This is a genomic window from Streptomyces sp. CA2R106 (genome assembly GCF_037034245.1).
In the GTDB taxonomy this organism is placed as follows: domain Bacteria; phylum Actinomycetota; class Actinomycetes; order Streptomycetales; family Streptomycetaceae; genus Actinacidiphila.
Genome location: NZ_JBAGKC010000001.1, coordinates 55,387 through 69,902, shown reverse-complemented (window position 1 = coordinate 69,902; position 14,516 = coordinate 55,387). Strand labels below are relative to the sequence as shown.

The window sequence follows — 14,516 nt, the reverse complement described above, 5'->3', positions numbered from 1 at the left end:
CCGCTGCTCCTGTCGTTCTGTCGTTCTGCGGTGCGGACTTCCGTGGTGCGGAGGTCCTGAGGGTGTGGGGGTTCCTAGGGGGTGGCGAGGGGGTGCGGGGACGCGGCGGCCACCGGCCGCGGCGGCTGCACCCGGTACGCCTCGGCGGAGACGTACACGGTGATCCGCGGGGCCCGGCCGTCCTGGTGCACCAGCGCCACGTAGGCGACCAGGCCCACACCGTCCTCCAGCCGGCGGGAGGTCACCGCGGCCAGCGCCCGGTCGAGGGCGCCGGCGTCCATGCCGTAGCGCTCCAGCATCCGCACCGTGCGGTCGCGGGCCGCGCCGTCGTGCCCGACGTAGGCGCGTACCGGCATGTGCAGGGTGAAGCCGCTGGGCCGCCCGGTCGCGGTGTCGGTGAAGGAGTAGCAGGTCAGCGCGCGGCGGGTGGGGCTCCCGTGCTCCTCGACACCGGCGATGGCGTCGAAGAACTCCGCTGCCTGGTCCCGGCCTTCGGCGGGTGCCAGCCGGGAGTAGCGGCCGGCCTGCTCGGCGGTGAGGCGGTCGTGGGTGCAGTACACCTTCACCCGCGGCGCCGCCCACTCGCCGAGGTCGAGGGCGAGGAAGGGGTGGTCGTCGGCCGGCGGGAGCGCGTCGAACGCCTGGTGGTGGCCGAGGCGCCGGAGTGCCTCGCGGAGGGTGGCGGCGCGGCGGTCCGGGCCGTTGGCGGCCGGGTTGAGGTAGACCTTCACCCCGGGGACGCCGCCGGGCCGCAGTTCCAACGCGCACCACAGGGCGAACGGACCGGCGGGGTGGTCGGGGAGGAACAGGTCTTCCAGCAGGTCGAGTTGGGCGGTGGAGAAGTCCCAGCGCTCGGCCATCGCGCGGATCGCCCGCAGCCCGGTCCGGCCGTTCTCCGCCAAGTCGCCGCTCTCGCAGCCGGGTTCGACCAGCACGCGCAGCGCGGGAGTGGCGCCGGGCAGGAAGGCGAGCGAGTACTCGACCGGGGTGTGGTCGTCGGAAAGCAGGGTAGGCGCCGACGGCGGGAGTGCCAACGACCGTGTCGCGGCGGGTCCGAGGCTCGCGGCCAGGACCTGGACGTAGGTTTCGGTGTCCGTGCGGTCCAGCTGCGCGATGTCGCACAGCCGGGCGAGCTGGTCGGTGACGAGACCGCCCAGCTGGGTCGGCTCCAGCCTGGCCAGGCTGGAGCCGACGGGGTCGCACATCGGGGCGCGCCCAGGGGTCACCATGCGCCGCCTCCCGTGCCCGTGTGCGCCGGGCGCACTTCTCGGCGGGCGAAAAGATACCCGCCCCGAGGGGCGGGTTCGGCGGGCGGAGCGGCACCCGGTGGGCAGGGCGGGTCGGACAGGCGGTCGGGCAGTCGATCGAGAGGGGAATAAATGTTCGACAGATCCGAATAACCGCCGAGCGAGCGGGGTACCACTAAGCCAGCAGGTCGCGACGGGGCGGGCGGATCGGCGGCAGCAGGCACGGTAACAACTCCTTTAGTCCTGGCCAACGATTTTCGCCCAGGTGACTACCCCTCCGCTCCGGCGATCATGTGGGTTGCGGGCATATGCACACCGTGACCTGAATCACGCATGCCTTTCGGCCAGCAATATGGCGGGTTCACACCTTCCACCACGCCAGGAAGGAGCTCCACAGCCCCTTCTGCGGCTTGCCCTGCTGCGCCTGACCCGCGGCCGCGGCCGCCGGCCTGGCCTGCGCCGCGGACCGCGACTCCCTCGGCGTGACCGGGTCGAACCGGGCCGGCAGCGTGGCCAGCGCGCGGTTGAACGGACCGGGACGCCAGGTCAGGCTGTCCACCGGCACCGCCAGCTCGATGTCCGGCAGCTCGTTGAGCAGGTTCTCGATGGCCGCGATCGTGATCAGCTGCGCCGGGTCCTTGGCCGGGCAGCCGTGCGGGCCGGTGCTCCACGCCAGGTGGGCGCGCTTGCTCAGCAGCTGGCGCGAACCGGACAGCGCCGGGTCGGTGTTGGCCGCCGCGAAGCTCACCAGCACCAGTTCACCCGCGTCGATCCGGCGCCCGGCGAACTCGATGTCGGCCACCGGGTAGTGGGGCGCGTAGTTGGACATCGGCGGGTTGTTCCACAGCACCTCGTCGATCGCGTCCTCGACCAGCAGCCCGCCGTCGGAGTAGCGGTCGTCGGAGAGGATCAGGCACAGGCTGTTGCCGATGAGGTTGCGCAGCGGCTCCACGCCCGAGCCCAGCAGCAGGATGAGCTGGTGGACCATCTCCTCGTCGCTGAGCTTCGCCGGGTGCTGCATCAGCCAGGAGGTGATGTCCTCGCCCGGCTGCGCCCGCCGCAGGGCGACCAACTCGGAGACGGACTGGACCAGCACCTCGTTGGCCTTCTCGGCGTTGACGCCGTCGAAGATGCCGGTGATGCCGAAGATGACCCGGTCGCCGATGTCCGCGGGGCAGCCGAACAGCTCGCTGAAGAAGAGGATCGGGACCATCTTGGCGTAGTCGTTGAGCAGGTCGACCGCGCCGCGGGTGCTGAACTGGCCGACCAGGTAGCGGGAGACGCGGTCCACGTTCCGCTTCAGCTGGTGGCTGTCGACCCTGGCTATCGTGTCGGTGACCGCCTGGCGCAGCCGCAGGTGGTCGGCGCCGTCGGTGAACATGCAGTTCGGCCGGTAGGCGAGCAGCGGCACCACGGGGCTGTTCGGGGGGACCTTGCCCTCGTTGAAGGCCCGCCAGCGGCGCGAGTCCTTGCGGAAGGTGTCGGGGTCCTGGAGGAGTTGCAGCGCGGCCGAGTAGTCGGTGACGAGCGTGGCGTCCACGCCCGGCGCCAGCTCGACCGGCGCGGTCGGACCGAAGTTCCGCATCCAGGCGTAGTACGAGTCCGGGTCCGCCTGGAACTCGGGTCCGTACAGGGGCACTCGGCCGTGGGCGGGGCAGCCGGGCGGCGGAGAGGGGAAGCCTTGGTCGGTACTCACGTCGTGCTCCTAGTGGTACGCGTCTGGAGATACCGGACCAGGGCGATCAATGCGTCGGCGGATGACTTCTGGTCGCGGGCATCACAGGTGACGATGGGGGTTTCTGGCAGGAGGTCGAGCGCGTCGCGCAGTTCGTCGTCGGGACGCATCGGCGTGTTGTCGAAGTGGTTGACGGAAATCGCGTAGGGCAGTCCGTACTGTTCCACCAGGTCGATAACAGGGAAAGACTCCTTCAGGCGTTCCGGGTCGACCAGGATCAGCGCGCCGAGCGCGCCGCGGGTCATGTCCTCCCACACCTGGACGAAGCGTTCCTGCCCCGGGGTGCCGAAGAGGTAGAGCACCAGGTGCTCGCTCAGCGTGATACGGCCGAAGTCCATCGCCACCGTGGTCGTGGTCTTCCCCCGCACCCCCTTGAGGTCGTCGACCAAGGCCCCCGCCTGGGTCATCCGCTCCTCGGTGCGCAGCGGGGGAATCTCGGACATGGTGCCGATGAACGTCGTCTTTCCGACCGCGAAGTGCCCCACGACCAGGATCTTGGCCGCGGTCTTCACTGCTCCGTCGAGATAGACGCCATCAGCCGAATCGGGCCTGGAGCCCATTCAGCACCTCCTGCAGGAGCGATACGTCGGCGAGTTGGGCCCGAGGCACCGGCGGCCGTACGACGAGGTAGCCCTCCGACGCGAGGTCGGACAGCAGCACCTTGACGATGCCGATCGGGAGCTTCATGTGCCCGGCTATCTCGGCCACCGAGAGCATTCCGCCGCCGCACAGGTCGAGGACGCTGTGCTTCTCCGGGTCGAGATGGACGGGGCGCGGCTGGTCGGACGCGGTGACGAGCGTGATCAGGTTGAACTTGTCGTCGGCCGGCAGCCCGCGCCCGTTGGTGATGACATACGGACGCACTAAATCCGTGGACTGCGCCAACGGCTCTTCCGCATGGTTCATACCTGGGTACTCGTGTTTTCGCGAGGCGGCGCGGTCAGGACCTTGCCGAGTTGGCCGACGAGCTGCTGCATCCGGAAGGTGATCGACGCCATGTCGACGTCCGGCGCGGAGGAGACGGCGAGGTAGGCACCCGCGCCGGCGGAGATGAGGAAGACCCAGCCGCCGTCGAACTCCACCAGCGTCTGCCGCCAGGTCATCTGCCCGTCGCCGGCGAAGGCGCCCATCGTCCGGCTCAGCGACTGGATGCCGCTCATCGCCGCGGCAACGGTGTCGGCCTCGTCCTTGCGGACGTGCTGCGAGCGGGCCATCAGCAGCCCGTCCGCGGAGATCAGGACGGCGTGGCGTGCCCCGGGGACCTCCAGGGCACTCTCAAGCATCCATGACAGGTCGTTGTTCACTGCGATTCATGCCCTTCCCTGTTTGCGGAGCGCCCGGACTGAGTACCGAGCTGGAAGGCGCCCATGATCGAAGCGGCTTCCTCGTTGGTCCGGGTGGGAGGCGCGGCGGGGGCGTCCACACTCGGCACGATGGAGATGGAGCCCTTGCGGCTCCTTCTCGGCAGGCCGCCGGGCGTCGACGTGGCGGAACGCTCCACCGGTGCGCCGGGTCCGGCAACCACCCCGCCCGGTGCAGGTGCAGATACAGGTGCTTGTGCGGGCACGGAGGTGCGGGAGGCGGGGGGCTCTTTCGGCTCGGGCATGTTCGTCAGAAGCTCCTCGGGAAGAAGCACCACCGCACGTACGCCGCCATAGGGGGAGGAGGAGTCGACGGACACGTTGAAGCCGTACCGCTGGGCGAGCACGCCGATCACCGCGAAGCCGAACTGCGGCGGGTTGCCCAGACCGGCGATACCGGTCTGGCCCTGGCCCGACAGCAGCTGGTCGGCGCGCGCCTTCTCCTCCTCGTTCATACCGACACCGGCATCGTCGATGATGATGCAGACACCCTTGGGCACAGTGCGCGTGGTGATGTCGATCGGGGTGTCGGGGGCCGAGTAACTGGTCGCGTTGTCCAGCAGTTCGGCCAGGGCCAGCGCCACCGGCTCGACCGCACGGCCGGTCAGGGCGAAGTTGGTCTGCGAACGGATCTCCACCCGCGTGTAGTGCCGGATGCGGCCCTTGGCGCTGCGCACCACGTCGTAGACCGAGGCGGCGACCCGCTGCCGGCCGAGCCATCCGTCGCAGAGCACGGCGATGGACTGGGCGCGCCGGCCGAACTGCGAGTTCATGTGGTCGATCTCCAGGAGGTCCTGGAGGACGTGGTGCTCGCCGAACTTCTCCTGGGCCTTGGAGATGCTGACCTGCTGCTCGTTGGCCAGGCCCTGGAGCGTCCGCATGGAGGACTTCAGCGCGCTCTTGGTGGCCTCCTCGGCGCGGACCCGGGCCTCCCGCACCGACTCGGAGTAGCCGCCCTCGAGTTCCGCGTAGCGGTTCTCCAACTCGGCCTTCTCGGCCCGCAGTCTGGCTCGGGCCCGGCGGCCGCGGATGATGACGGTCGCGGCGGACGGGGCGCCGACGATCAGAGCCCAGAGCGCTGGATCCTGTATGTAATGCGTCATGAGACTCTCTTCAAGCGACTAGACGACCACCAGGGACGGAAAGGGGCTGCGTCTTGGCGTCCGGGAGTACTGATGTGCGCGGGCGCCCGGTCGGTACCCGCGCGACCCGGGGCGTCGCACGCGCCTTGCCGGCGGCAGCGCAGATGCGTCGGCACCACGAGGATCGCCCTTATGCCCGACTGCGGCATGGTGCTCCTCGGTGTGGTGGACCCTCTCGAACCGATCGCCGTCTGTCCTGCACGCTCATTGGCTAGCCTGGCAAGCGGGGCGATCGTACCACCATGATCAGACACGGGGACGGCAAGTGCCGCTGGTACGTGAAATTCTGACGTCACGTCAGTACAATGCGCCGCCGCGATTGCGGCCAATGGCCCGGCGGGTCCGCCGCTTTGCCCGGATGCGTGCCCCGTGGGGCGCGGCGGACGGGCGTGACGAAAGGTGCGCGAGGGCCCAAGTGCCCCGCCCGCTCACACGTTTGTGAACGTATGGAGAAGATCGTGGCCCGGCCGCCTGGAAGGGCGACCGGGCCACGGGGCTCGTCGAGCGGGGCGCCGGGATCGGGCGCCCCGGTACGGCTCAGACGTTGACGCCGAAGTCCGAGGCGATACCGGCCAGACCGGACGCGTAGCCCTGGCCGATGGCGCGGAACTTCCACTCGGTGCCGTGCCGGTACAGCTCGCCGAAGACCATCGCGGTCTCGGTGGAGGCGTCCTCGGTCAGGTCGTAGCGGGCCAGCTCGCGGCCGTCGGCCTGGTTGACGATCCGGATGAAGGCGTTGCGGACCTGGCCGAAGCTCTGGCCGCGGCCCTCGGCCTCGTAGATGGAGACCGGGAAGACGATCTTCTCCACCTGGGGCGCCACGCCGGCGAGGTTCACCTTGATCTGCTCGTCGTCGCCGTCGCCGCCGCCGGTGAGGTTGTCACCGCTGTGCTCCACCGAGCGGTCCGGGCTGGCCAGGTTGTTGAAGAAGACGAAGTGCTGGTCCGACAGCACCTTCCCGGCGCCGTCGCACAGCAGCGCCGAGGCGTCCAGGTCGTAGTCGGCACCGGTGGTGGTGCGCACGTCCCAGCCCAGCCCGACCGTGACCGCGGTCAGCCCGGGCGCCTCCTTGCTCAGCGAGACGTTGCCGCCCTTGGAAAGAGTCACGCCCACGAACTACCTCCGGTTGTCCTCGTGGCTTCAGCGTTCGGTCACCTGCCGTTCCCGACGCCGCGGGGGTGCGGCACGGTTCCCGGCGGGCGTGCGGGCCAAAAGCCCCACGCCGCCGGGTGACCGGCCTCACTCGTCGGAGTCCTTCTTCGACGGGGAGGCCGCGTAGGCCTGCCCCGGCGTCATCGCGACCCCGTTGATCTCGACGGTCTTGTAGGTGCTGACCTGGGCGCAGGAGTTGGACTTGTCCGCGGTCTCCGCGTGCGCGTTGCTCAGTGCCTGCTTGGTGTCGCTGGACGAGGCGGTGCCGCCGGGGAAGCTGGTGCCGCTGGGCCAGTCGGAGCCGATCACCAGCGTCAGCCCGGCGGCCGTGCCCTGCTTGACGTGCGAGGACGGCAGCGACAGGGCCTTGGCCACGGTCTGTGCCTCGTCCTTCGCGCCGGGGCCGTAGGTCAGCGTCGTGGTGGCGGTGGCGTCGGCGTTGCCGGTGCTGGTGGCCGGGTTGAAGCCCTGGTTGATCAGCGCGTCGGCGATGTCGCCGGCCCGCCCGCCGACGGTCGTGCCGTTCTCCACCGAGACCGTGACCTGGGCGGCCGGCACGGTGGCGGTCGGGCTCGCGGTCGCCGAGGCGGCCTTGGACTTCTTGCCGCTCGACGTGGTCAGCGACGTGTCGTTGGCGATGGTGGAGAAGAGCGTCTGGGCGCCGTCGCCCACCACGACCCGGTTGGCGTTGGTCGGGTCGGCCGCGGTCTGCATCGTGGTGAAGGTGATCCGCTTGGTGGGCACCTTGTTGATGTCGTCGGCCAGGCCGATCAGCTTCTTGATGGTGCCGAGCCCGTCGTCCACGGTCAGCGCCTTGGTGGCGGCGTTGGCCAGCTTGTAGACGGACGCCGGGTTGGTCAGGGTGCCGGCGCTCTTGAACTTGCGGATCAGCGAGCTGAGGAAGGTGTGCTGGGCGTAGGTGCGCCCGAGGTCGCTGCCGTCGCCGAAGCCGTGCCGGGAGCGCAGGAACTCCAGCGCGCCGACGCCCTTGAGGGTGTGGCTGCCCTTGGAGAGCTTCAGGTGGGAGTAGGTGTCGTAGACGTCGCCGCTCACGCAGACCTGCACCCCGCCGACCGCGTCGGACATGCTGACCACGCCGGAGAAGTCGACCTGGATGAAGTGGTCGATCGGGATGTTCGTGAGCTTGTGCACCGTGGCCACCTGGCACGCCTGCCCGTACGCCAGCGCGCTGTTGATCATGCCGTAGTAGCCGCTGGTCTTGGTCCCGGTCTTCGGGTTGGTGCAGGCCGGCACGTTGACCATGGTGTCGCGGGGGATGCTCATCACGGTGGCGTTGGAGCGGTCGGCGGAGATGTGCAGCACCATCTCGACGTCGGCGTTCTCCCCGGACTGCACGCCGGTGGTGGCGCAGCCGCCGCCCAGCTTGCAGTCCTCGGTGGAGGTACGGCCGTCGCTGCCCATCACCAGGATGTTGATCGGGGTGCGGCCGAAGGCGTCCGCCTTCTCGGTGCCGGCGGCGTCCTTCCCGACCCCGTCGGTGAGCGAGACGCTGGTGATGTTGCCGTTGAGGTGCTGGTAGAGCCACCAGCCGCCGCCCGCGGTGAGGACCACCAGCAGCGCCGCGCCGATCGCGATACCGCGCAGCACGCGCCGCTTGCGGGTGGGGCGCCTGGCTCGGCTGCCGCCCTTGCGCCGGGACCCGCCGCCCTTGCCGCGCGCGGCGGCCCGGGCCGCGGCCCGCCCGCCGGTCGGCGGGGCGTTGCCGTCCGGGGCGGCCCCGGCGGCGTGGCCGCCGGATATCCGGCCGTCGCCCGCCTCGACGCTGTCGCCGCGGGCGCGGGCCCGGCGGCCGCCGGGCACCGCGTCCTGGGCGCGGCCGGCGTCACGGCTGTCGTGGGCCCCGCTGCGCGGCCCCGGCGGCTCCGGCCCGCGGCCGTGCCTGACCCGGCCCTCCGGCGGGCCTCCGGCCGGCCTGCCCCAGGGGTCACTCATCTCCCACTCCCTTGTCCGAGCAGCCCTCTTGAGGCCCGCGGCCGGTTACGTTGGGTGAAGCGACGGTTTCACTCCGTTTCGCACTTGCGCAATGCGGCAAGAATAGGCCATGCCACTGTGCGGACCGGAGGAATGCGGGCGGGATCACGATGCGGGCGACCTGCGGTACCGGCGTCCCGGCGGTCCTTCCGTCCCCCGTTCCGCCACGTCATCTGCACGTTCTCCGTCCATTTTCCCGACGGTGTGCGCGATCACCATGGTTCCCGAGTTACGCAAGCTCTAAAGTGTTCGCCATGCGAGCGACGGTGACGCGAAGCAGGAGGGCGCCGGTGGCCTGGGAGACGGCCGAACTGGAAGGCGGACCCGCGGACGGCACACGGGTACGGGTGGCCGGACGCCCCAGGGTGCTCCAGGTGTCCGTGGCCTGCCCGGTGGAGGAGGGCGCGACCGGGGTGAACGTGGCCGCCGTGTCGGTCTACCGCCGCAGGAACGGCCCGGAGCCGCTGCGCTACGGCTGGGACGGCGCGAGCCCCTGAGGCCGGCCCGTACCAGCCCGCACCGGCCTCCGTACCGGCCCGTACAAACGGTCGAACCCGCGACGCGCGTACCCCGCCCGGTGGCGGCGACCTGCCACGACCGGGGCCCGGCCCGACACCACCGGGTGACAGCGGGCGAAGACGCCCCTCCCGCGCCACAAGGATTGCTAGGTTGCGCAATCGAAAGCGGGGCAACCCCTGGGGAAACCGGCGTATCGCCAGATCCGGGGTACCCGGCGGCGCAGGGTCGGAGAGGGAGTACATGCCGGGTCGTCACAGCGGAGTTCCGGAAGGCCGCACCGAAGGCCGTCCCGGCAGGCCCACCGGCCGGGGCACCGGCAGAGCCGCCGGCCGGGTCGGCGGCCGGGTCGGCGGCGGCCGCGGCGCGGGCCCGGCCGCGACGGACGGGCCGCGGCGCCGCCGCAGCCGCCGGGGGCTGGTCGCCGCGAGCATCGCCTCCGCGCTGGTGCTGCTCGCCTCCGGATGCGGCTGGATCGCCCTGCACACGAGCCGGCCGCGCACCTTCACCGCCGACGGCATCAGCGGCAAGCGGCCCGCCTCGGGCGACGGCCAGAACATCCTGCTGATCGGCTCGGACTCGCGGGCGGGCGGCAACCGCGCGCTGGGCGGCGGCAGCGGCGGCGTCGGCCGCTCCGACACCACCTTGCTGCTGCACGTCTACTCCGACCAGCGGCACGCGGTGGGCGTCTCGATCCCGCGCGACGCGCTGGTCGACGTCCCGCCCTGCCTGCTGCCCGACGGCACCTGGTCCAAGCCGCAGCAGGACGTCATGTTCAACTCGGCCTTCGCCACCGGGCTGACCGCGACCGGCAACCCGGCGTGCACGCAGAACACCGTCGAGCAGCTGACCGGGCTGCGGGTGGACCACACCGTCGTGGTGGACTTCGCCGGCTTCGCGGCCATGACCGCCGCGGTCGGCGGCGTCCAGGTCTGCCTGCCGCAGGACGTCTACCAGCAGGACCTCAGCCCCGGCCGGGCCACCCGCGGCGCACTCGTCTTCCACCAGGGCCTCCAGACTGTGTCGGGACAGCAGGCCCTGGACTACGTCCGCATCCGGCACGGCATCGGCGACGGCTCCGACATCGGCCGGATGAAGCGCCAGCAGGCGTTCCTGGCGAGCCTGTTCAAGAAGATCAAGGCCGAGGGCTTCGACCCGACCGTCCTGCTGCCGCTGGCGAACGCCGCCGTGCGCTCGCTGACCGTCGACCCCGGCCTCGGCTCCGCGCCCGCGCTGCTGAAGTTCGCGATGTCGCTGAAGAACATCGACCTGCGCAACGTCCGCTTCGTCACCGCCCCCTGGCGGTACGACGGCCCGCGCGTCGCCCTGGTCCAGCCCGCGGCCGACCGGCTGTGGACGGCACTGCGCGCCAACCGCCCGCTGCCGGCCGCCACTCCGGCACCCGGCGCCACGCCCACCGCGTCCGGCACCACGTCCGCCACCGCCACCGGCCGCCCGGGAGCCGGCATCGACGTCGCCGTGGACAACGCCACCACCGTCGCCGGGCTCGCCGCCCGCGCGGCCGGCGCGCTGACCGCCGACGGCTTCACCGTCACCCGCACCGGCAACGCGCCCGGCCAGGCGCCGACCACCACCGTCATCGAGTACGGCGCCGGGGAGCAGGCGCAAGCCGCCACCGTCGCCCGGCTCTTCCCCGGCGCCCAGGTGCAACCCGCCCCCGCCGCCGGCCTGTCCGGGGTGCGCGTCGTCCTCGGCCCGGACTACGCCGCCGCCACCGCGGCGTCGGCGCCGCCGGAGGACACCAGCCCGCCGCGCGCCGCGAGCGACAACCCCTGCTCCGACCTGTCCTACGGCGGCCCCTCCGGCGCCCCGGCCCCGGCGGCGACCACCGCGGCGACCACGCCATGAGCAGGACCGGCGGGCGGCGGGCGCCCGTTCGCTCCGGCGGCCGGGGCAGGGCACCTGCGTACCCTGGTTGCTGCACATCGCCGCGGTCTGGGAGGTTCACGTGACAAGGTCTGGCGGACAGCTGGGCGAGCCCTCGGCCGAGGTGCTGCAGAGCGTGGCCGCCTCCTTCGGTCTGCTCGCCTCCCCGATGCGGCTGCACATCGTCTGGATTCTGGCCCAGGGCGACTGCGACGTCACGGGCCTGGCCGAGAAGGTCGGCGCCACGCTCCCCGCCGTCAGCCAGCACCTGGCCAAGCTGAAGCTCGCCGGACTGGTGCACGCCCGCCGCGAAGGACGCCGCCAGGTCTACCTGGTGGACGACCCGGACGTGGTGACGGTGGTGCGGCTGATGCTCGGCCAGCTCGCCGACCGCACCACCCCGGCGCGGGGCGGCATCCGTGGCCTGGGCGCCTGACCGGCCCACCGGCCACGCCCGCCCGCCGACCGCCCGCGTCCCCACCGCCCGGCGGCCGGACGGCCGCGCCGACCCCACCGCGCTGGAGGCGCTGCGCGACCTGGCGAGCGGCCCGCGCGGACTGACCGAGGCCGAGGCCGAGGAACGCCTCGCCCGCCACGGCGAGAACACCATTCCCGGCCGCCGCCCCGCCTCCTGGCCCCGCCGCTACGCCCGCGCCCTGCGCGACCCCTTCACCGCGGTGCTGCTGGTCCTCGGCCTGGTCTCCGCGCTGGTCTCGGCCTGGGGCACCGCCTGCGTGATCACCGTACTGGTGCTGGTCAGCAGCGCGTTGCGGTCCCGCACGGAGTACCAGGCCGACCGGTCCGCGGACGGGCTGCGGCACCTGGTCGCCGCGACCGCGACCGTACGGCGCCGGGCCGGCCCGGCCGCTGCGCCGCGCTTCCGCGAGATCCCGGTCGAACTACTGGTGCCCGGCGACGTCATCCGGCTGGGGCCCGGCGACGTGGTCCCGGCCGACGTGCGGCTGCTGCGCGCCCAGAACCTGGCGCTGCACCAGGCCCCGCTCACCGGCGAGTCGGTGCCCGTGCCCAAGCGGCCCGACGACAGCCCGCCGCAGACCGCCGGGCCGTACCAGCGCGCGCACCTGTGCTTCCAGGGCAGCAGCGTGGCCTCGGGCAGCGGCACCGCGCTGGTCACCGCGACCGGTGCGCACACCCGGTTCGCCCGCGCCTACCCCGCGCCCGGCCGGCGCCGGGAGTCCGCGTTCGACCGCGCGGTCAACGGCATCTCCTGGATGCTCGTCCGGTTCATGCTGCTCATCCCGCCGCTGGTGCTGCTGGCCGACGCCGCGGTGCGCGGACGGGGCCTGGAGACCCTGCCGTTCGCGGTGGCGGTCGCGGTCGGGCTGACCCCGGAGATGCTGCCCGTGGTGGTCACCACGGTGCTCGCCCGCAAGGCCGCCGCGCTCGCCCGCGAGCACGGCGTCATCGTGCGCTGGCTGCCCGCACTGCACAACATCGGCGCGATCGACGTGCTGTGCACCGACAAGACCGGCACCCTCACCTGCGACCGGCCGGTGTACGACACCGCCCTGGACGCGTACGGCCGCCCGGACCCGGACGTCCTGCACTGGGCGGCCGTCAACAGCCTGTGGACACTCCAACTCGCCGACCTGCCGGCCCCGGACGCGCTCGACGAGGCCGTCCTCGACGCCGCCGCCCCGTACGCCGCCCACCACGCCTGCGACGGGGTGGCCGCGCTGCCCTTCGACCCGGTGCGCCGGCTCGCCACCGCGGTCGTACGGCGCGCCGGCCACCGCGACCGGCACACGCTGGTCGTCAAGGGCTCGGTGGAAGAGGTGCTGGCGCGCTGTACGCGGCTGCGGGCCGGGGGCGCCCCGGAGGTGGAGCCGTCCGCGCCCGAACTGCCGCTGCCCGACGCTCCGTCGGCGCATCCGGCCCCGCCCGAACCGCCCGCGCCCGGCACCCCGTACCTGGCCGCCGTACCCGGCGCCGTACCCGCGGCGCTGCCCGCGACCGGCGCCGAGCTCGACCTCGACGCCGCCGGGCGGGAACGCCTGCTCGCGCTCGCCGCCGCGCTGTCCGCCCAGGGGCTGCGGCTGCTCGCGGTCGCCCTCGCCGAACGCCCGGCCCGTACCGGCGCCTACGGCCCCGCCGACGAACAGGGCCTGGCCTTCGCCGGGTTCGTGGTGCTGCGCGACGCCCCCGCCGACACCGCCGCCGACGCGCTCACGGCGCTCGCCGGGCGCGGCGTCGCGGTCAAGGTGCTCACCGGCGACCACCCCGGCACCGCCGCCCGCGTCTGCCGCGACCTGGGGCTGGCGCCCGGCCGGGTGCTCACCGGCGACCGTATCGACGCCATGGACGACGCCGCCCTGGCCCGGCGCGCCGAACACACCGCGGTCTTCGCCCGCTGCACCCCGCAGCACAAGGTGCGGGTGGTGCGCGCGCTGCGCGCGGCCGGCCACACCACGGGGTTCCTCGGCGACGGCGTCAACGACCTGCCCGCACTGCACGCCGCCGACGTCGGGATCTGCCCGCGCGACGCGGTGGACGTCACCCGCGAGGCGGCCGATGTGGTGCTGGCCGCGAAGGACCTCACCGCGATCGACCACGCCGTCACCGCCGGCCGGCACGCCACCGGCACCATCGCCACCTACCTGCGCATCGCGCTGTCCTCCAACCTCGGCAACGTGATCGCGATGCTCGCCGCCGGAGTGCTGCTGCCCTTCCTGCCGATGCTCCCGGCCCAGGTGCTGCTGCAGAACCTCTGCTTCGACGCGGCCCAACTCGCCCTCGCCCACGACCAGCCCGGGCCGGCCGCGCTGCGCCGCCCCACCCCGCTGCGCACCCGCGACTTCCTGCGCTTCATCACCGCCTTCGGCCTGGTCAACGCCGCCGCGGACCTGGCCACCTTCGCCGCGCTGGCGCTGCTCGTGCCCGACTCGGTCCACGCTTCCGGCCAATCCGCCTTCCACTCCGGCTGGTTCACCGAGAACCTCATCACCCAGGCGCTGGTGATGGTGCTGCTGCGCGGCGGCAACCGGGCCCCGGCGCCGATCCGCACCGCCGCGGCCGCACTCGCGATGATCGGCCTGCTGCTCCCCCTGCCCCCGCTGGCGGGCGCGCTTGGCCTGACCACCCTCCCGCCGGCCTACTACCTGCTGCTCAGCGCGATCCTCGCCGTGTACGCGGCGGTGCTGCTCGCCACCAAGTCCCGGGCGGCCAGGCTGCGTTCGGACGGCGCCCGCCCCGCCGACGCGCGGCCGTAGCCCCCGGGCCCCGCCCGCTCCGGACCACCCCGCCCGTCCCTCCCGCACCGCGCCCTTCGCCAACCGCCGGGCGACCGGCGGCACTTGGACCGCCTCCCGGCCGAAGTCCCGGTCCGCGGAACGGTCGGTGCCCCGGTCCGCGTCCCGCTCCCCGCTCCGTCGGGCCTGCGCACAGGGTGTTGACAACGTTGCCACAGCCACTGAGACTACCCGCGATGTCAACGTTGTCATCAGCTTGGACCCGCTCCGCCCGC

At 72.6% G+C, this 14,516-nt stretch carries 12 protein-coding genes; 4 read left to right on the top strand and 8 right to left on the bottom strand.

Annotated elements, in window-relative coordinates; translation table 11 throughout:
• Nucleotides 1-74: 74 nt before the first annotated feature.
• The 8 genes from WA788_RS00325 to WA788_RS00290 form a co-directional block, all read right to left on the bottom strand.
• On the bottom strand, nt 75-1,229 hold the full coding sequence (locus tag WA788_RS00325; protein WP_335970330.1) for a tryptophan dimethylallyltransferase family protein: 1,155 nt from the start codon (nt 1,227-1,229) through the stop codon (nt 75-77).
• A gap of 379 nt (nt 1,230-1,608) precedes the next feature.
• The gene (locus WA788_RS00320; RefSeq protein ID WP_335970328.1) at nt 1,609-2,943 is read right to left on the bottom strand and encodes a cytochrome P450; all 1,335 of its coding nucleotides are present in this window, start codon (nt 2,941-2,943) and stop codon (nt 1,609-1,611) included.
• Complete coding sequence (locus WA788_RS00315; protein ID WP_335970327.1) at nt 2,940-3,542, bottom strand: GTP-binding protein; 603 nt, start codon at nt 3,540-3,542, stop codon at nt 2,940-2,942. The genes WA788_RS00320 and WA788_RS00315 overlap by 4 nt, the downstream gene beginning before the upstream one ends.
• The gene (locus WA788_RS00310) at nt 3,517-3,888 is read right to left on the bottom strand and encodes a DUF742 domain-containing protein (RefSeq protein WP_335970325.1); all 372 of its coding nucleotides are present in this window, start codon (nt 3,886-3,888) and stop codon (nt 3,517-3,519) included. The genes WA788_RS00315 and WA788_RS00310 overlap by 26 nt, the downstream gene beginning before the upstream one ends.
• Nucleotides 3,885-4,286, bottom strand: coding sequence for a roadblock/LC7 domain-containing protein (locus WA788_RS00305; protein ID WP_335970324.1), 402 nt, complete (start codon nt 4,284-4,286; stop codon nt 3,885-3,887). The genes WA788_RS00310 and WA788_RS00305 overlap by 4 nt, the downstream gene beginning before the upstream one ends.
• Nucleotides 4,283-5,446, bottom strand: a complete 1,164-nt coding sequence (locus WA788_RS00300; RefSeq protein WP_335970323.1) for an ATP-binding protein — start codon at nt 5,444-5,446, stop codon at nt 4,283-4,285. Before WA788_RS00300 ends, WA788_RS00305 begins: the two co-directional genes overlap by 4 nt.
• A 576-nt stretch (nt 5,447-6,022) precedes the next feature.
• Nucleotides 6,023-6,598 (bottom strand): TerD family protein, encoded by a 576-nt coding sequence (locus WA788_RS00295; RefSeq protein ID WP_335970321.1) that lies wholly within the window; start codon nt 6,596-6,598, stop codon nt 6,023-6,025.
• Nucleotides 6,599-6,724: 126 nt separating this feature from the next.
• Nucleotides 6,725-8,590 carry an LCP family protein gene (locus WA788_RS00290; RefSeq protein WP_435176182.1) on the bottom strand — a complete coding sequence of 622 codons (1,866 nt, stop codon included), beginning with the start codon at nt 8,588-8,590 and terminating at the stop codon, nt 6,725-6,727.
• Between the two features lie 329 nt (nt 8,591-8,919).
• Between WA788_RS00290 and WA788_RS00285 the strand changes: the two genes are divergently transcribed.
• From WA788_RS00285 to WA788_RS00270, 4 genes are all read left to right on the top strand, one after another.
• Nucleotides 8,920-9,126, top strand: coding sequence for a hypothetical protein (locus WA788_RS00285; RefSeq protein ID WP_335970320.1), 207 nt, complete (start codon nt 8,920-8,922; stop codon nt 9,124-9,126).
• Nucleotides 9,127-9,388: 262 nt separating this feature from the next.
• Complete coding sequence (locus WA788_RS00280) at nt 9,389-11,014, top strand: LCP family protein (RefSeq protein ID WP_335970317.1); 1,626 nt, start codon at nt 9,389-9,391, stop codon at nt 11,012-11,014.
• Nucleotides 11,015-11,114: 100 nt separating this feature from the next.
• Nucleotides 11,115-11,468, top strand: a complete 354-nt coding sequence (locus WA788_RS00275) for an ArsR/SmtB family transcription factor (RefSeq protein WP_335970314.1) — start codon at nt 11,115-11,117, stop codon at nt 11,466-11,468.
• Entirely contained in the window at nt 11,452-14,262 is a 2,811-nt protein-coding gene (locus WA788_RS00270) for an HAD-IC family P-type ATPase (protein ID WP_443033928.1), read from the top strand. The genes WA788_RS00275 and WA788_RS00270 overlap by 17 nt, the downstream gene beginning before the upstream one ends.
• The last annotated feature ends 254 nt before the right edge of the window (nt 14,263-14,516 follow it).